Here is a 17,909-nt window from a genome sequence, read left to right as displayed (position 1 = left end):
TGCGCTTCGTCTTCAGCGCCGAGCCGGTCGAGCGCCTGGCCACCCTCGGCGAGCGGCTCGCGCGCACGCCGCTCGCCGCGGCGCTCTGACGCCGCGCCGGCGCGCCCCGCGCGGGTCCGCGCCCCCCCGCGCGCCCGCGCCGCGCCACGCCGCTCGCCCCGCTCCGCGCGCCCGCGCCGCTCGGCGGGGCCGCGCCGCTCGGCGGGGCCGCGCCGCTCCGCGCGCCCGCGCCGCTCCGCGGGGCCGCGCCGCTCCGCGCGCCCGCGCCGCTCCGCGCGCCCGCGCCGCTCCGCGGGGCCGCGCCGCGGCGCTCTCCCCGCGGCCCCCCGCCGCTCGCCCCGCGCCGCCGGGTAGCCTGGCCGGCATGTCCGAGCTCACGCCGAACGGTCTCTACGCGGCCGAGCATCGCGCGTACCGCGAGCTCCACGCCACGACGCGGCAGCTTCAGAGCCATTGGGGGAAGCTCGCGCGGCGGCTCGATGACGTCGAGGTGCTGGCCGAGGGGGCGTCGCAGGCCGGCGCGCTGCTGGCCGGGCTCGAGCAGCGCGTAGGCGACGCGCACGATCTCCACGGCCAGCCGGCGGCGCAGGCCGTCGGGGCACGGCTGGCGGGCGCGCGCGGCGTGAGTGACCTGCTGCTCGAACGCAATCAGGCCTTCCGGACCGCCCTGCTCGACCTGCAGCACGTGACGACGCTGCTCGGCTATGTCGCGGAGCTGGCGCGCACGCGCGGGGATGCGGACACCGCCGAGTGGTTCGCCGCGTGGGAGCGACAGCTCGCCGTGCTCGAGGAGCGCGGGCGGGCCGCCGCGGCGGCGATGGGGCGCGACCCGGAGGCGGCGATCGCGCCCGCCGACGACGGCCGGGCGGGGCGAGCGGGCGCGCGCCTCGGTGTCGCATTCGGGACCGTTGGCGAGGCGATCGACAATTCACCAATCGGTCGTCTGGCCCGACGCCGCGCAACCTGACAGAGTTCCGGTCGATGAGCGTCGATGTGGTCGTGGCGGTCCCCGTCTTCATGGACATGACCTTCGTGGGTCTCGAAGGCCTGCCGCGGCTTGGCGAGGAGCGCTTCGCCGGGGATCTCGTGCGCACGCCGGGCGGCGGCGCGATCACCGCGTTCGGCACCGCGCGGCTCGGGCTCTCGACCGCGCTCGCCGCGCCGCTCGGCGAGGACGCGGCCGGCGACCTGATCGCCCCGATGCTCGAGGCCGAGGGCATCCAGCTCGCCGGCGCCCGCAGCGCCCGCACGCCGATCACGGTCGTGATGCCACTCGGTCCCGAGCGCGCGATGGTCACCTACGACCCGGGCGTCCGGGCGCGCGCGTCGGACGTCGCCGCGCTCTCCCCGCGCGCGGTCATCACCGGCCTCAGCCAGCTCGACGTCGTCCCCGCCGGGACCCGGGCGTACGTGACCGTCGGCGACGACGACGCCCGCGCGTTCGCCGGCCGCCTCCCCGGCGCCGCTTCCCGCGCGACAGGCCTGTTCATCGAGCAGCGCGAGGCGCTCGTGCTGACCGGCGCCGCCACCCCGCAGGAGGCGGCGGAGATGATCGGCGCGCGCGTGAAGATCGCGGTCGTGTCGCTGGGCGCCGACGGCGCCGTCGCGGCGATCGACGGCCGCGTGGTCACCGTCTCCGGCTACGACGTGGGCCCGTCGATCGACACGACCGGCGCGGGCGACCTGTTCGTCGCCGCCTGGGCGTGGGGCGACGCCTCCGGCCTCAGCGTCGACGACTCGCTCCGCTGGGCGGCGTTGTACGCCGCGCTCTCGGTCCGCGTCCCCACCGGCGCGGCCGGCGCGACCCACCTCGGCGAGTTCATGGAGGAGGGCGTCCAGCGCGGCCTCCCGCACCCGCCCGGCCACGAACGCGTCGCCTGACCCGCACGGAGCGCGGCATGGCGCGACGGGTCGGGCCGGCGCGGCGAGACCGCGCAGGCAGCGCGGCCGCGCGAGGTGGCGCGGCGGCGCGAGGTGGCGCGGCGGCGCGAGGTGGCGCGGCGGCGCGAGGTGGCGCGGCGGCGCGTGGTGGCGCGGCGGCGCGTGGTGGCGCGGCGGCGCGAGGTGGCGCGGCGGCGCGAGGTGGCGCGGCGGCGCCCGGTGGCGGGACGTGGGTGCGCGCGAGTGTCGAGTTTCTCGCGCTCTACGCGCGTATGTCGACGCTCGCGTGCGTCTCGCTCGCCGTCGCGGCGTGCGGCGGCGGGGACGCACCCTCGCCACCGCCCGCGGACACGCCCGCGACGACCGCGACCCCACGCGCCACGCCCGCTCCGCCCGCGCTCTGTGCGCAGCTCGACGTGCGCAAGGTCGGCAGGGTCGACGCACTCGGAGCGACCGAGCTCTCCGGGCTCGCGCTGTCGGGGTCGGGCACGTTCTGGACGCACAACGACTCCGGCGACACGCCGCGGTTGTTCGCGCTCGACCGGCGCGGGCGTCTCGAACGCGAGGTCACGGTCACGGGCGCCGAGGCGATCGACTGGGAGGACATCGCCATCCGCAACCGGACGCTCTATGTGGGCGATATCGGCGACAACCTCGCGCAGCGATCGAACGTGACCGTCTACCGGTTCCCCGAGCCGCAGGGGCCGAGCGTTCAGGCCGAACGGATCGACCTGCGCTACGCGGACGGCGCGCACGACGCCGAGACGCTGCTCGTCGACCCCAGGTCCGGCGCGATCGTCGTCGTCACGAAGGACGCCGGCGGCGTCGCGGGCGTGTACGTCGCGACCAAGGGCGTGCTGAAGAAGCGCGCGACACTGAAGCTCGGCATCGGCCAGCCGCTCACCGCCGGCGACGTCTCCGGCGACGGTCGCACGATCGTCCTGCGCAGCTACGACCGCGCGTTCGTCTACACGCGCCGCACCGGCGAGTCACTCGCCCGGGCGCTCAAGCGCAAGCCGTGCACAGCAGGCGCGGACCTGCTCCGCGACGGCCAGGGCGAGTCGCTAGCCCTCACTCGCGACGGGCGTGCGTTCTACACGGTGCCCGAAGGAGCGAACGCGGTCCTGCGCCGGTACGGCGCGCCGTAGGAAGAGCCAGACGCCGAACACGAGACCGGCGGCGGTCGCGGCGCTCCAGAACACGCCCTGACCGAGCTGCGCGGCGATCGGGCCCGGGCACGCGTCGGCGATCGCCCACCCGGCGCCGAACATCACGGAGCCGACGACGTGCCGGCGCTCGGGCGCGACCGCGGTCCAGGAGACCGGCTCGCCGGTCAGCACCGCGCGTGCCTGCAGCACCTTCAAGACCCGCAGCCCGACGAACGCGGTCAGCAGCGCGGAGATGAAGAACAGGAACAGATAGGAGTCACGGAACAGCAGCCCGTCGCGGAGCACGTTCGGGTCCGTCATCCCCGACCACGACAACGTCAGGCCGAACACGAAGCCGACCGCCAATGCGGCAGCGCGCCTCACGTCAACGCCTCGATCACGAAGCTGACGACGATCGCGGTCCCGAAGAACGTCGCGGTCGCGACCAGCGAGGCGGGGGAGAGGATCGCGTTGCCCGAGAGCCCGTTGCCCGACGTGCACCCGCCCGCGGTCTTGGCGCCATACCCGATCAGCGCGCCCGCGACGACCAGCACGGGCACGATCACCCACCGCGCGCCGCCCGTGAACGTCTCCGTCAACCAGCCGTAGCCGTCGAAGCCCGCGCCGAAGATCCCGAACACCAGACCGCCGAGCACGAGCCCGATCAGCAACCACCCGCCGGTGTCGAGCCGCCGCTCGACGGCGCTCGTCCACGCGCCGGTCGCCGCGAGCCGCTCATTCAAGAGCCACCGCATCGCGACCACGCAGAGCCCGAGCACGGGCCCGCCCACGTACCACGCCAGTTGCTGGTGCACAGCAAGGCAGGATACCTGATCGGGTTACGGGTTAATCAATCTCGCGCGGACCGTCGAAGCGGGGCAGCCCGTCGTCCGGGATCGGCGCCCAGTCGACCGACGAGGACATCCATTGGCGCCACCGCGGCGCGATTCCCGGTGAGCCATGCAGCGCCCCGAACCGCACACCGACCACGCCGTCGCCTCCCGGCTCGCCGGACCAGACGTGGCCACCGCACACGCCGCAGAAGGACTTCGGCAGCCCCGTTTCCGGTCGCCAGGTGCGCAGCACACCCTCGCCTGTGAGCAAGCTCACACCCGCCGCCGGCAAGATCGCGTTCGTCGACCACGGCGTCCCGGCGCGGCGCTGACAGCGGGTGCAATGGCAGTAGCCGGCGGTCGTGAAATCCGCCGTGACCTCGAATTCGACGGCCCCGCATGCGCAGGACCCGTGAAGCGGTGCCTCGGGCGATGGCATACGCGGCAGCTTACGCTTGGTACGTAGACTTAACTAACGGGTAGCAAGCGATCAACCTGAACTCCAAGCCGGCCGATACCGTAGTTACAAGATGCACAACGCTCGAATCGACACCACGCAGGGCCTGGACGGCGAAGCCGTCGTCCTCGCGGTGTTCGACCTCCCGGATGAGGAGATCGCGGCGTCGGCGCACGCCGTGAAGGCCTTCAGCGGCGAGCGCTTCCGCAACGCCGAGCTGTCGATCGACGACGTGCTCGAGCTGCGCGAGCTGACCGCGCTGGCCGACGAGCTCTCAGACCTCCTGCTGCGCCCCGGCGTGAGCACGCTGGTGATGCGCCCCGCCCGCCTGAACGCGTGGCGCGACGCACTGACCTACTTCGTCGAGTCGCGCGACGAGGCCGAGTGGATGCGCGAGGAGGACCGCGAGCCGCTCGCGCTCACCCGCGGGCTGCTGTGGCCGCTGGGCGACCTCTGCGCCGACGCGATGCGCGTCGCGCTCACCCCGCCGGCGCCTAAGACCTCAGCCTGAAGGCCGCGACCGCCTCGGCGGCCGCCTTCATCATGAACGTGCCGTCGGAGCCGAGCGCGATCATGCGAAACCCGTCCGCGAGCGCGGCCGGGATCTGATCCACCGCGGTCAGGAAGATCCCCGCCGCTTTCCCCGCCGCGGAAGCCGCGCCGACGACCCGCTCGATCGCGGAGCGGAACTCCGGGTGGTCGAACTCGCGGAAGATCCCCATCGAGTACGACAGGTCCGACGGCCCGACGAAGAGCACGTCGACCCCGTCGACGGCCGCGATGCCCTCGACCGCCTCGACCGCCTCCGGCGACTCGATCTGCGCGATCCCCAGCGTCCGCTCCCGCGCCGCGGCAACCGGGTCCGGCTCGGTGCCGAACCGCGCGCCGCGGTGGAAGAACGCGATCCCGCGCGAGCCCGCCGGGCCGTAGTGCAGCGCCGAGACCCACGCCTCGGCCTGCTCGACCGAGTTGATCTGCGGGCACATCACGCCCTCGACGCCGAGGTCGAGCGTGCGGGCGGTACGCCCGCGCACGTCGGACTCGACCCGCACGAGCGCGTGCACCCCGGCGGCGCGCGCGCCCAGCAGCTGGCCGAGCAGCTGCGACTCGTCGCCGCCGCCGTGCTCGAGGTCGACCAGCAGCCAGTCGAAGCCGACCAGGCCGAGCGACTCGGCGGCCAACGGGGACCCGAGCGTCAGGAACGTCCCGAACAGGGTCTCGCCGGCCGCCAGGCGCGCCTTCATCGTCGTGTCGTGCGGGGTCATAGACCCCGCACGGTACTCGCCGGGACTACCCCGCCAACACCCACAACTTCGTCCGGGCGCTCACGCCGCCGGACTCGATGATCAGCAGGTACGTGCCCGGGGCCAGGCGCCTGCCCTTCTTGCCCGTCGCGGCCACGGTGACCGTGTTCGCGCCCTTGCCGACGTTCACGCTCTTGTTCGTGAACGGGCGGTAGACGCCCGGGACGCGCTTGCCGTCCGGGTGCTTGACGCCGCGGGCGGGCGGGCACTTGGACGCGCCGCCCTTGCCCGACAGGCGCTGGAGCGTGAACTTCACCGGCGCGGCCGTGGCGAGCGAGAAGCGCACCTTCATCGTCTGCTGCTTGGCGATCTTCGCCCGCAGGTCGTCCGCCCGCAGGCAGCGCGGCGTGATCTTGACGCCGGTGATCGCCTGCTTGGCCGACTCCGGCGTGACCGTCGTGGGCGGCGCGGGGGCGGCGGGCGCGGCGGCGACGGACACCGTGTGGGTGGCCACGGCGCTCTTGGCGCCGTCGGAGTCCGTCGCGACGAGCGTGATCGTCTTCTCGCCCGCCGACGCGTACTTGTGATCCGCCGACTTCGTGTCGGTGCCGGTGATCGTCTGCGTCGTCCCGTCGCCCCAGTCGAGCACCGACGTCAGCGTGTCGGCGCCGACGTCGGCGACCTCGATCCCGACCGTGACGTCACCTGCGGAGCCGACCGCGTCCGGCCCGGTGAGCTTGGCCGTGGGCGCGGCGTTGGTGACGGTCAGCTTCGCCGTGTAGGCATGCCGGCCGCCGTCCTTGTCGATGATCGCGCCCGCGATCGTCTTGCTGTCCGGCCCGTCGGGCGCGGGCACGACGACGCTGCCCGTCCCGGGGGTGAACTTCCCGTCGCCGTCGACGTCCCACTCGAACGTGAACCCGGCTGCCTTGTCGGCGGCGGAGACGTCGTCGGCGCCGGTGAAGGCGACCGTGGCGTCCGTGCCCTCGACCGTCGTGACGTCGGCGAGCGTCGCGGTCGGGATGACGTTCTCGACGTGCACGTCGGCCGTGTAGACGTTGGAGCCGCCGTCCTTGTCGACGACCCGCACGTGCACCGGCACCGTCGCCGGGCCGTCGGCGGTCAGGTTGGCCGGGACCTGGGCGGTGGTCGCCGTGACCCCCTCGGCGTACGCGACGCCGACCGTGTCGTCGGTCGCGTTGCCGTCGACGTCATAGACGTAGTGGACCGTCGCCGCGTCCGCCGGGTCGACGACGTCGGTGGCCCCGATGGTCGCGACCTTCCCCTCGTCGACCGTCACGTCGGCGAGCTTCGCGGTCGGCTTGACGTTGGCGACCGTGATCGTCGCGTTGTAGGCGGTGAAGCCGCCGTCCTTGTCGATGACCCGGACGCGCACGACGAACGTCGCGGGGCCGTCGGCGGTCAGCGCGGGCGGCACGGGGAACGTCGTCGCGGTGGTCGCGTTCGCGTAGGTGACCGCGGTGTCGTCGACCCCGTCGTTGTTGACGTCGTACGCGTAGCGGACCGTCGCGAGGTCACCCGGGTCGGCGACGCCGGTCAGCCCGATGCTGATCGCCGTGCCCTCGTCGACGGTGCGGTTGGCCAGCGTGCCGGTCGGGGCGACGTTGGTGACCGTGACCGTCTCGGTGTAGACGTTCGAGCCGCCGTCCTTGTCGATCACCCGGATGCGCATCGTGCGGGTCGCGGGGCCGTCGGCGGTCAGCGCCGCCGGGACGTTGGCCGTCAGCGCCGTCGACGCGTTCGCGTAGGTGACGCCGGCGGTGTCGTCGGTGGCGTTGTCGTCGAGGTCGTAGATGTAACGCAGCGACCCCACGTCAGCCGGGGAGTCGTTCGCGGCGGCCAGCCCGACGCTCGCCGTCTGGCCTTCCTGCACCGTGCGGTTGCTCGCGGTCGCCGTGGGTGCGGTGTTGTTGACGACGATCGTGAACCGGTACTCGTTCACGCCGCCGTCCTTGTCGATGATCGCCCCGTGCACGGTGACCGAGGCGGGACCGTCGCGCAGGTACTGCGCCGGGATCGTCATCGACGACGCGGTCGAGCTGCCCGCGTAGGTGCCGTCACCGACGTCCCACGCGCCGTTGTTGTCCCAGTCGTAGGCGTAGCGGAAGCCGGCGGCCGTGTCGGCCGACGACGGGTCCTGCTGGTTGCTGAAGACGGCCGCCGCCTGGGTGTTCTCGGCGATCGGCGACCCGACGCCGCTGGCGAACGTCGCCGTCGGCGAGACGCTGTTGACCGTGATCGCGGTCGTGTACTTGTGCCCGCCGCTGTCCTTGTCGAAGACGGTCATCCCGATCGTGCGCGTGCCCGGGCCGTCGTTGAGGAACGACGCGGGGACCGTCGCCGAGGTCGCGGTGACCGAGGTCGCGTAGGTGCTGCCGCCGATCTCGTTGGTGCCGTCGTTGTTGAAGTCGTAGGCGTAGCGGAAGCCGGCGGCGGTGTCGACGGAGGACGGGTCGGTCACGGCGCCGAAGGCCACGGTGCCCGTCGATCCCTCGTTGACGGCTCCGCCGTTGCTCACGGTGGTGTCGGGGACGGTGTCGCCGAGCGTCAAGTTGACCGCGGCGGAGGTCGTCGCGTCCTTGCCGTCGGAGACCCGCACACGGATCGGATAGGTCTTGCCGTTGAAGCCGTCATTGATCCCGAACTGCTCGCGCACCGCCCGCGTCAGGTTGGGGGTGGCGCCCGTCAGGTCGCCGAACGTGCCGTCATTGTTGACGTCCCACGAGTAGGTCAACGGGTCCCCGTCGGCGTCCGTGCCGGAGCCGCTGAGTGCGATCGAGCTGTCCTCGCTCCCGGTGTACGGGCCGCCGGCGTTCGCGGTCGGGGCCTGGTTGAGCGTGTTGAAGGTGGCGGCGCTCGTGTAGCTCGTGCCGAGCGCGTTGCTCGCGAAGGCCTTGTACGTGTAGGTGCGCGAGGCGGTCAGGCCTGAGGCGTTGACCGTGAACGGGCCGGTGGTGTCATTCGTGGCCGCGTTGAGTTGGCTCACGCCCGCGCCGCCGATGACCGGATCCGCGCACTGGCAGTAGACGACGCCCTTCGCGGTGATCGACTGGCCGCCGGTCGAGCCGAGGCTGCCGCCGAGCGTGGCGGTCGTCTGGGTGATGTTGGTCGCCGTGGGCGTGTTGACCGCCGGGGGCGTGTTCCCGGTCGTCGACTTCAGCGCGAGCCACGTGAACGCGTACGGGGCGACGACGCCCTCGTTCGTCCAGCGCCAGACGATGCCGGAGTTCGCCGACATGTTCGCGCCGGTCCAGCCGATCCGCGTCGAGCCGGCGCCACGGATCGTGCCCGACGCCGTCGACCAGCGGGTGTCGGCGACGACGAGGTCGACCGAGCCCTGGTTGGTGATCGCGCCCGTCTGCGCCGCTGGGCTGACCGCGATCGTGCCGAACATGCCGTCCTTGGCGACGGTGCCGTTGGTGACGAAGCTCGCCGAGTTGGAGACGGTTTGGTCCTGGTTGCCGAAGGCGCTGACGATGACCGGGTTGAACTGGTCGACGCCGGCGAAGGACGTCGCGCCGACGACGATCGGCGCGGCGGCCGAGAGCGTCACGGTGATGTTCGCGGTCCCCGTGTTCGGCGCGACGATCCGCCACGTCTCTGAGCGCACGCCGCCCGACGTCACCTGCTGCTCCCGGGTCAGCGCCTGCGCGCCGAAGGTCACCGAGGACACGGTGACGTTCGAGGCGGTCGAGATGCCGACGGCGAGGAAGCGGTCGTTGCCCGCGGGAACGGTCAGCGGCAGAAGTGTGGTGGCGGCACCCCCGACGGTGGACCCCGAGGTGACCGGTACGACATCGGCCGCGGCAGCGGCCGGAAAGGCACACGAAACAACCAGCGCAAGCAGCGCGAGGACTCTCCCTGTCATTAAGCCGACCGTATTGGCCGCCGATCACGCCCGTCAATGTCTTTCGACGGGTTCGCGCGTTAGGGGATTCCCTGATGTGCGCCCTGCTCCCGATGCGGACCATGGCGTCCATGCGATTGACCTCCCCACTCCTCGCGACGCTCGCGGCGGTCCTCCTGGTCCCCGCGGCGGCGCAGGCGGCAACCGTGACCTATGAAGGCGACACCCTCGTCTACCGCGCGGACCCCGGCGTCCGCGACTTCGTGAACCTCAGCAAGGACGACGGCGGGATGCTGCTGATCTCCGGGGAGGAAAACACCACCGCCTCGGCCCCGTGCACCGTCGACTACGCGGTGCACTGCCCGATGCCCGCCCGCGTGCGGCTCGAGCTCGGCGATGGCGACGACTCCAACGGGTTCTCGTCGGACTACCCGGCGAACCTGCCCGTGACGGTGCTCGGCGGCGACGGCAAGGACCAGCTGCAGACCTACAACGCCAACGCCGCGACGCTCGACGGCGGCGCGGGCAACGACATGCTCAAGGGCTGGGACACCAACGACACGCTGCTCGGCGGCCCCGGCGACGACGAGATCCAGGCGTCGGGCGGCGCCGACCACATCGAGGCCGGCGACGGCAACGACACGATCTCGGGCGAGACCTACCACGACCCCGCGCCGGACTACATCGACGGCGGCAACGGCATCGACACCGTCGACGACTGGTCGATCCCGGACAAGGACTACAACCCGCCGATCGCGGTCTCGATGGACGGCGTCGCCAACGACGGCCGCCCCGGCGAGGGCGACAACGTCGTCAACGTCGAGAAGATCGCCTCGCACGTCTCCGGCACGCTGTCGGGCGGCGCGGGCGACGACGACCTCCAGGTCTGGGCGAACATCGACGAGGGCAACTCGACCCTGCTCGGCAACGGCGGCAACGACAAGCTGACCGCCGGCGACTACCAGGACAACCTCGACGGCGGGCCGGGCAACGACGTGCTCAACGCCGGCTTCGGCAACGACACGATCACCGGCGGGCCGGGCCAGGACACGATCTTCGCCGACGCCACCAGCGCGTCGTGCGGGTATTTCTCCTACACCTGCAAGATCCCGTTCGGCAACGACATCGTCTACGCCCAGGACGGCGAGGCGGACACGATCGACTGCGGCGTCGGTCAGGACACCGCGTACGTGGACGCGATCGACACGGTCGCCAACTGCGAGACGGTCGACAAGTCCGGCGGCGGCTCGCCGAGCGGCCCGGCCGGGGCGGGTGGGACGGGGTCCACCGCGGGTCCGCAGGCGAACGTCACGGGCAAGCTCTCGATCAAGACGATCTCGAAGAAGGGCCTCGCCGTGACCGTCCCGTGCGCCGGCGCCTGCAAGGTCTCCGTGTCGCTCATCGTCAAGAGCAAGACGGTCGCCAGCGCGAAGAAGACGATGCTCAAGGCCGGTGACGCCAAGCTCACCGTCAAGGTGTCCAAGACGTCCCTGAAGGCCTTCAAGAAGCTCAAGAAGGCGTCCGCGACCCTGAAAGTGACGGTGGAGGACGCCTCGGGGAAGACGTCCTCGTCGAAGTCGCTGTCGCTGAAGAAGTAGCCCTCAGCGCCGTCCGCGGCTGATGACCAGGTTCACCTTGGCGTCAGCCGCGAGGACCTTTCCGGCCTTGCGGCTCTGGGAGATCACGCGGCCCTTCTTGACCTTGCGCGAGAAGGCGCGGGACACCGACCCCGTCCGGCAGTGGGCGCGGGTGAGCGCGCTCTTGGCCGCGGCGAGCGTCTTGCCCGTCACGTTCGGGACCGTGCAGCGGCGTATCGGGATCGGCGTCGGCGCACTGATCGTGAACGCGCGCGAGACCGGCGCCGCCGCCTCGTAGTCGGCGCCGCCGTCCTGCGTCGCGCGCAGGGTGCAGGTCCCGGCGCCCGTGAGCTGGACGCGCGTGCCGCTGACGCTGCACGGGCCGCTTGCGCTGAACGCGACCGCCAGCCCGGAGGAGGCGGTCGCGCTCACGTCGAAGTCGCCGCTGGACAGCGTTCGATCGGCGATTGCGGGGAAGGCGATCGACTGCGCCGCCTTGGCGATCGCGAACGCCCGGCTGACGTCGGCCGCCGCCAGGTGCGTGGCGTCGCCCGCCTGCGAGGCCGTGATCGTGCAGGTGCCCGCGCCCGTCAGGTGCACGGTCGTCCCGGCGACCGTGCACGTGCCGGCCGCGGTGAACGCGACGGGCAGCCCGGAGCTCGCGGTCGCGGCGACGGTGAAGTCCGGCGTGCCGAAGGTACGCCCGCCGAGCGTGCCGAATGTGATCGTCTGGGCGGCCGGCTGCGGCGCGGTCACCGTCAGCACGGTCGAGCCGGTGACGGTGCCGAGCGTCGCGCTGATCGTGGAGGTCCCGGAGCTCACGCCGTGCGCGAGCCCGCCTTCACCCACCGTGGCGACCGCGGGCGTGCTCGACGCCCAGGCCACGAACCCGGTGACGTCCAGCGTCGAGGCGTTCGAGAACGTCCCCGTGGCCGTGAACTGGCGGTCGGTCCCCGCCGCGGTGCTCGGATTCGACGGCGTCACGGCGACCGAGGAGAGCGTCGTGGTGCCGTCGAGGATCGAGATCCGCACTCTCGGACGGGTGATGACCCCGTTGACCGCGGCGCTGAGATCGAGGGTGAACGACTCGAGGCCCTCCACAGCGGGGCAGTCTCCGAGCTGGACGCGCAGGACCTTGGTCGTCTCGCCGGGAGCGAAGGTGAGCGTGCCGGCGATGTGCACGTAGTCGAAGTTGCAGAACGTGCCCGGCCCGGCGGTGCTCTGCGTCGTGGCGTACGCGACCTTGACGGGCTCGGTGCCGGGGGTCGAGAGCCGGATCGCGAGGTCGACGTAGCCGTCGCCTTCGCTGACGAGGACGTCGCTCTGCGCGGCGATCGACGGCTGGGTGCTCGGCGCGCCGTCGCTGGCGCCGATCGTCACCGTCCCGGCCGCATCGGCCAGCGTCGCGTTGACCGGGTTGGCGAGCGTCACCGCGAGCGTCTCGGGTCCCTCCGGCGTGGCGTCGTCGATGATCGGGACGGCGATCGTCTTGACCGTCTGGCCGGGCGCGAACGTGAGCGTGCCCGTCTGCCCGGGCGCCGTGTAGTCGACCGTGACGACGCTGTTGGAGGTCTGGCCGAGCGGCCCGCCCAGCAGCACGGGGACGAGCGCGACGGTGTCCTTCTCGTCGACGACGACGTCGCGCACGTACAGCTTCGGGGTGGCGACGATCGTGTCGGCGTCGACGATCGAGATCCGGGCGGAGGCGCGGGTGATGACGGCGTTGACGGCCGTGGAGAGCTCGAGGGTGAACGACTCGAGGTTCTCGGCGGTCCCGCAGTCGCCGAGGTCGATCCGCAGGGGCTTCGTCGTCTCGCCGGGGGCGAAGGTGAGCGTACCGGCGATGTGGACGTAGTCGAAGTTGCAGAAGGTGCCGGGGCCGGCGGTGCTCTGGGCGGTGGCGTAGGCGACCGTGATGGGCTCGGTGCCGGGGGTGGAGAGTCGGACGGGGACGTCGACGTAGCCGTCGGCCTCGCCGACGATCGCGTCGGGCGGCGCGAGGAGCGACGGCAGGGTGCTCGGGCCGGTGTCACTGGGTCCGACGGTGATCGTGCCGGTTCCGTTGACGATCGTCGCGTTGGTCGGGTTCGACAGGGTGACGCCGAGCGTCTCGTGGGTCTCGGGCGTGGCGTCGTCGGCGATCGGGACGGCGATCGTCCTGACCGTCTGGCCGGGCGCGAACGTGAGCGTGCCCGCCGGGAGCCCGGGCGCGCTGTAGCCGACCGTGACCACGCTGTTGGAGACCTGCCCGGACGGGCCGCCGAGCAGCACGGGGACGAACGCGACGCCGTCGGACTCGTCGACGACGACGTCGCGCACGTACAGCTTCGGGGTGGCGACGATCGTGTCGGCGTCGACGATCGAGATCCGGGCCGACGCGCGGGTGATGACGGCGTTGACGGCCGTGGAGAGCCCGAGCGTGAACGACTCGAGGGCTTCGGCGCTCCCGCAGTCGCCGAGGTCGATCCGTAGCGCCTTGGTCGTCTCGCCGGGGGCGAAGGTGAGGGTGCCGGCGATGTGGACGTAGTCGAAGTTGCAGAAGGTGCCGGGGCCGGCGGTGCTCTGCGCGGTGGCGTAGGCGACCGTGACGGGCTCGGTGCCGGGGGTGGAGAGTCGGACGGGGACGTCGACGTAGCCGTCGGCCTCGCCGACGATCGCGTCGGGCGGCGCCAGCACCGAGGGCTGGGTGCTGGGCACGGTGTCACTGGGACCGACGGTGATCGTGCCCGTGCCGTTGACGATCGTCGCGTTGGTCGGGTTCGACAGGGTCACACTGAGCGTCTCGCGCTTCTCCGGGGTCGCGTCATCGGTGATCGGGACGGCGATCGTCTTGACCGTCTGGCCGGGCGCGAACGTGAGCGTGCCCGGTGGCAGCCCCGGTGCGGTGTAGCCGACCGTCACCGTGCTGTTGGACGCCTGCCCGGACGGGCCGCCGAGCAGCACCGGCACGAGCGCGACGCCGTCGGACTCGTCCACGACCGCATCGCGCACGTAGAGACGGGGCGTGGCCACCACGGTGTCGTTGTCCACGATCGAGACCCGCGTCGATGCGCGGGCGATGACGCCGTTGACAGCGGTGCTGAGGTTGACCGTGAAGGACTCCAGGCTCTCGACGAGCGGGCAGTCGCCGAGCTGGACGTGGACGGTCTCCGAGATGTCCCCGGGGACGAACGTCAGCGTCCCGGTGGTGTGAACGTAGTCGAAGTTGCAGAACGTCCCCGGGCCCGCGGTGCTCTGGGCGGTGGCGAAGTTCACGGTGACCGTGTCCGCGCTCGCGGCCGACAGCCGCACCGGGAGGTCGACGAAGCCGTCGCTCTCGCCCACCACAACGTCCGGCGGGGCGGAGATCGACGGGGCGGCGAGCGCGGGAGACGCGGGCAGTGCGAGCGCGAATGCGGCTATGAGCCAGCAGACCTTCCCCGTCATGACGACCCCCTCAATGGGCGAACCGGCTATGTCTGAGTGCTGACCCTACACCGGTTAAGGGCCTCCGAGCAATCCACGCTCATATCCCGCTGCTACGGCGGCTGCACGGTCGTTGACCCCGAGCTTCGCGTAGACGTGCAGCAGGTGCGTCTTCACGGTCGCCTCGGAGATGAACAGCTCGGCCGCGGCCTCGCGGTTGTTCCGGCCCGCGGCGACGAGCCGCAGCACCTCGAGCTCGCGCGGGCTCAACGGCGTCTCGGGCTCGGGTGCGCGGACGCGGCCGAGCAGGGTCGCCGCGACCGTGGGGGACAGGACCGAGTGGCCGTCCGCCGCCGCGCGCACGCCGCGCAGCAGCTCCTCGCGCGGCGCGTCCTTGAGCAGGTAGCCGGTCGCGCCGGCGTCGATCGCCGCCAGGACGTCGGCGTCGTCGCCGTAGGTGGTGAGGACGAGCACGCGGATCTCGGGGAGCCGGTCGCGCAGCTCGCGGATCGCGCTCACGCCGTCGCCGCCGGGCATCCGCAGGTCCATCAGCACGACCTGCGGCCGGCGGGCGACGGCGAGCGCGACCGCCTCGACGCCGTTCGCCGCCTCGCCCAGCACCTCGAACTCGGGGTCGCCGGTGAAGATCCCGCGCAGCCCGTTGCGCACGACCGGGTGGTCGTCGGCGATCAGCAGCGAGATCACGCGGGCACCGCCGGGACGCTGGCCGAGATCGCGGTACCTTCGCCTGGCGCGGACTCGACCGCGAGCTCGCCGCCGACGCCGCGCACGCGCTGGAGCATGCCGGTCAGCCCGAAGCCGCGGCGGGTGGGCTCGAAGCCGATGCCGTCGTCGCGGACGTCGAGGGTCACGAGATCCTCCATGTAGGAGAGCGTGAGCCCCACGCGGGTGGCATCGGCGTGCTTGGCGACGTTCGCCAGCGCCTCCTGCGCCGCCCGCAGCAGCGCGACCTCGACCTCGGGGTGCAGCGACCGCGCGTCGCCGGTCGTGGCGAACGCGACGGGCACGTTCGTGCGCGCCGTCCAACTGTCGGTGACCTGCGCGAGCGCATCGGGCAGCCGCGCCCCCTCGAGCTCGCCCGGCCCGATCGCCCGGACGGAGCGGCGCGCCTCCTTGAGGTTCTCGCGGGCGAGCTGTGCCGCGGCGTCCAGGTAGCCGGTGTCGTCGGCGCCCCGCTTGCGCGCCTGGGCCGCGGCCTCGAGCTGCGCGACGATGCCGGTCAGGCCTTGGGCGAGCGTGTCGTGGATCTCGCGCGCGAGCCGCTGGCGCTCCTGCAGCACGCCCGCCTCGCGCTCCATCTCCTGCCGCTGGCGGGAGCGCTCCTCGCCGGCGAGCGTGAAGGCGAACATCAGGCCCGCGATGAGGATGTTGACGACGGCCAGCGCGGCGAAGACGCCTGGCTCGGCGATCGGCCAGCCGCCGGACTGCGAGAACCCCGCGAGCGTCGCGGTGAGGACCAGCGGCGGGACCTTCCACCAGCCCGGCAGGTCGTCCAGCACGAGGTAGCCGGCGAAGACGAAGAAGCCGTAGATCGGGCTGCGGGCGACGAGCGCGACGTTGAGCGCCAGGAATCCGGCGACGAACACCGCCGCGGGGAGCTTGCGGCGTGCCAGCAACCAGGCGAGCGCGGCGAGTGAGAGCGCGAGCGTCGGCGCCCACGGACGGCGGTCGTCGATGACCGTGCCGGCGAACGTCGAGAACGCGAGCAGCACGTACGGGAGAGCCGGAACCGCCGCCTCGACGCGCGCCTCCCATGTGTCCGCCGGCCGCATCACTACTCCCAACGGAACACCCTAGCCGCGAGCGCCGAGACCGCGACCGCCGTGGCGGCGAGCGCGAGCAGGATCAGCGGGTCGAGGGCGTGACCGGTCCAGGCGTCCTGCACCGAGGTGCGGAAGCCGCCCAGCGGCGTGAAGTCGCCCGCGCGGGCGAGCCAGTCGGGCATCTGCTCCTTCGGGAGCCACACGCCCGCCAGGAACAGGCTCGGGAAGAAGATCACGGCGCTGCCGACCCAGCCCACGCGCGGGTCCGGGGCGAGCGCGGCGACGAGCGAGCCGAGGCTGAACAGCGCGGCGCCGCCGACGATCAGGGCCACCGCCAGCGCGAGCGGGTGCTTGGGGGCGTCCATGCCCATCGCGGCCCCGACGGCGAGCACGAGCGGGAGGCTCGCGAGCGCGACCGCGGCCTGCACGGTCAACTGCGCGCCGAGCAGCTTCGCGGGGTGGACCGGCGTCGTCGACAGCCGCCGCAGGATGCCGCGGCTGCGGTAGTCGGTCATGAAGCCGGGGAGCATGAACACGGCGAGCATCCCGAAGCTCAGCGCGAGCGCGAGCGACGGCATCACGGTGTCGATCGGGACCTTGCCGTCGAGGTTCGGGTCGGGGCGGCGAGCCGAGTCCGGCAGGCCGAAGACGAGCAGCAGGACGAGCGGGAGGACGATGCTGAAGCCGATCCCGATCGGCTCGCGCAGGACGAGCTTGGCCTCGGTCTTGAGGATCATCGCGTCAGGTCCACGAAGCGGTCTTCCAGCGAAGCCGCGCCCTTGAGCGAGGCGGGTGTGTCCAGCGCGATGACGCGGCCGGCGTGCATGACCGCGACGCGATCGCAGAGCCGCTCGACCTCGTCCATGAAATGCGAGACGAGCACGACCGTGATGTCCAGACTCGCGATCAGCGACCACAGCTCGCGGCGGGCGTGCGGGTCCAGGCCGGTGGTGAGCTCGTCGAGGATCGCCACCTCGGGGCGGCCGACGAGCGCGAGGCCGACGCTGACGCGCTGCTTCTCGCCGCCTGAGAGCTTGCCGTAGCGGGCATCGCGGCGATGCGTGAGACCGAGCTGCTCGATCAGCTCGGCGGGCTCGACAGGGTTGTCATAGAAGGTGCCGTAGAGCGTCAGCGCCTCGGTCACGGTGAGGCGGTCGGGCAGCGCGCTCTCCTGCAGCTGCACGCCGACGCGCTCCTTGATGGCGTTCCGATCGGCGAGCGGGTCCAGGCCGAGCACGCGGATCGTGCCGGCGTCGGGGGTCGTGAGTCCGGCGATGCACTCGACCGTCGTGGTCTTGCCGGCGCCGTTGACGCCGACGATCCCGAGGATCTCGCCGTGCTCGACGGTCAGCGAGACGTCGTCGACCGCGGTGACGTGGCCATAGCGTTTCTGGAGGTGCTCGATCTCGATCGCGGGCATGGGACCGAGTCTGCGCCGGGCGGAGCGGTCCGTTGATCGCCCGGCCCATTGATCTGCATCCACCGATCGGTTGATCTGTGGTCGATGCGGCGCGTTCGCCCTCCTGATCGCGCTCGTCGCCGTCGGCGTGCTCGGTGTCGCCCGCGTCACCGCGCCGACGAGCCGCCCGCCGAGGCCGATCTGTTCGCCCTGCTCGCCGTGGCGGCCCGTGATCCCGGCGTCGAGCGCGTCGTGACCAGCGCGGGTCCGCACGCCCGACGTACTCGGGACCGCCGACGCGCCGCTGCGCGTG

Annotated in this window: 15 protein-coding genes; 5 read left to right on the top strand and 10 right to left on the bottom strand. The window is 72.4% G+C overall.

The annotated features are described in order from the left end of the window. Window positions 1–364 precede the first annotated feature (364 nt). The 3 genes from G569_RS52300 (at window position 365) to G569_RS59130 (ending at window position 3,029) form a co-directional block, all read left to right on the top strand. Window positions 365–967 (top strand): hypothetical protein, encoded by a 603-nt coding sequence (locus G569_RS52300; protein WP_037499916.1) that lies wholly within the window; start codon window positions 365–367, stop codon window positions 965–967. A 14-nt stretch (window positions 968–981) separates the two neighbouring features. Next, window positions 982–1,881 (top strand): carbohydrate kinase family protein, encoded by a 900-nt coding sequence (locus G569_RS0128575; protein WP_028065963.1) that lies wholly within the window; start codon window positions 982–984, stop codon window positions 1,879–1,881. 233 nt (window positions 1,882–2,114) lie between these two features. Next, window positions 2,115–3,029, top strand: a complete 915-nt coding sequence (locus tag G569_RS59130) for an SdiA-regulated/phytase-like domain-containing protein (RefSeq protein ID WP_169542264.1) — start codon at window positions 2,115–2,117, stop codon at window positions 3,027–3,029. Here G569_RS59130 and G569_RS59125 read toward each other — a convergent pair. The 3 genes from G569_RS59125 to G569_RS61590 are packed head-to-tail and all read right to left on the bottom strand — an operon-like array spanning window position 2,946 to window position 4,301. Further along, window positions 2,946–3,413: a DUF6691 family protein gene (locus tag G569_RS59125; RefSeq protein ID WP_157592379.1), complete on the bottom strand. Its 468-nt coding sequence runs from the start codon at window positions 3,411–3,413 to the stop codon at window positions 2,946–2,948. The genes G569_RS59130 and G569_RS59125 overlap by 84 nt on opposite strands. Next, on the bottom strand, window positions 3,410–3,844 hold the full coding sequence (locus tag G569_RS0128560; protein ID WP_028065962.1) for a YeeE/YedE family protein: 435 nt from the start codon (window positions 3,842–3,844) through the stop codon (window positions 3,410–3,412). Before G569_RS0128560 ends, G569_RS59125 begins: the two co-directional genes overlap by 4 nt. Window positions 3,845–3,875: 31 nt before the next feature. Further along, on the bottom strand, window positions 3,876–4,301 hold the full coding sequence (locus G569_RS61590; protein WP_084285701.1) for a GFA family protein: 426 nt from the start codon (window positions 4,299–4,301) through the stop codon (window positions 3,876–3,878). A 91-nt stretch (window positions 4,302–4,392) separates the two neighbouring features. Here G569_RS61590 and G569_RS0128550 point away from each other — a divergent pair, with 91 nt between their 5' ends. Beyond that, a complete protein-coding gene (locus tag G569_RS0128550; protein WP_028065961.1) occupies window positions 4,393–4,830 on the top strand; it encodes a hypothetical protein in 438 nt (145 codons plus the stop codon). Here G569_RS0128550 and G569_RS52280 read toward each other — a convergent pair. Together G569_RS52280 and G569_RS0128540 are read right to left on the bottom strand one after the other, a co-directional pair. Then, window positions 4,814–5,584 (bottom strand): HpcH/HpaI aldolase family protein, encoded by a 771-nt coding sequence (locus G569_RS52280; protein ID WP_037499908.1) that lies wholly within the window; start codon window positions 5,582–5,584, stop codon window positions 4,814–4,816. The two genes, G569_RS0128550 and G569_RS52280, sit on opposite strands and share 17 nt — an antisense overlap. Window positions 5,585–5,609: 25 nt before the next feature. Beyond that, on the bottom strand, window positions 5,610–9,452 hold the full coding sequence (locus G569_RS0128540) for a beta strand repeat-containing protein (protein ID WP_028065960.1): 3,843 nt from the start codon (window positions 9,450–9,452) through the stop codon (window positions 5,610–5,612). A 110-nt stretch (window positions 9,453–9,562) separates the two neighbouring features. Between G569_RS0128540 and G569_RS59120 the strand changes: the two genes are divergently transcribed. Then, on the top strand, window positions 9,563–11,029 hold the full coding sequence (locus G569_RS59120; protein WP_169542265.1) for a calcium-binding protein: 1,467 nt from the start codon (window positions 9,563–9,565) through the stop codon (window positions 11,027–11,029). 3 nt (window positions 11,030–11,032) lie between these two features. On the opposite strand, the gene G569_RS0128530 is transcribed toward G569_RS59120, so the two are convergent. Genes G569_RS0128530 through G569_RS0128505 form a run of 5 tightly spaced genes read right to left on the bottom strand, consistent with a single transcriptional unit; the run spans window position 11,033 to window position 17,617 of the window. Beyond that, a complete protein-coding gene (locus G569_RS0128530; RefSeq protein ID WP_037499905.1) occupies window positions 11,033–14,434 on the bottom strand; it encodes a Calx-beta domain-containing protein in 3,402 nt (1,133 codons plus the stop codon). 54 nt (window positions 14,435–14,488) lie between these two features. Next, on the bottom strand, window positions 14,489–15,118 hold the full coding sequence (locus tag G569_RS64790; protein ID WP_028065956.1) for a response regulator: 630 nt from the start codon (window positions 15,116–15,118) through the stop codon (window positions 14,489–14,491). Beyond that, window positions 15,115–16,209, bottom strand: coding sequence for a sensor histidine kinase (locus G569_RS64785; protein ID WP_245602598.1), 1,095 nt, complete (start codon window positions 16,207–16,209; stop codon window positions 15,115–15,117). The genes G569_RS64790 and G569_RS64785 overlap by 4 nt, the downstream gene beginning before the upstream one ends. Continuing rightward, complete coding sequence (locus G569_RS0128510) at window positions 16,209–16,934, bottom strand: ABC transporter permease (RefSeq protein WP_028065954.1); 726 nt, start codon at window positions 16,932–16,934, stop codon at window positions 16,209–16,211. Before G569_RS0128510 ends, G569_RS64785 begins: the two co-directional genes overlap by 1 nt. Then, window positions 16,931–17,617 carry an ABC transporter ATP-binding protein gene (locus G569_RS0128505; RefSeq protein ID WP_028065953.1) on the bottom strand — a complete coding sequence of 229 codons (687 nt, stop codon included), beginning with the start codon at window positions 17,615–17,617 and terminating at the stop codon, window positions 16,931–16,933. Before G569_RS0128505 ends, G569_RS0128510 begins: the two co-directional genes overlap by 4 nt. Between the last annotated feature and the right edge of the window lie 292 nt (window positions 17,618–17,909).

It is taken from the genome of Solirubrobacter soli DSM 22325 (assembly GCF_000423665.1).
Classification (GTDB): domain Bacteria; phylum Actinomycetota; class Thermoleophilia; order Solirubrobacterales; family Solirubrobacteraceae; genus Solirubrobacter; species Solirubrobacter soli.
The sequence above is the reverse complement of the archived record's forward strand: the minus strand, read 5'-3'. Positions and strand labels throughout refer to the sequence as shown.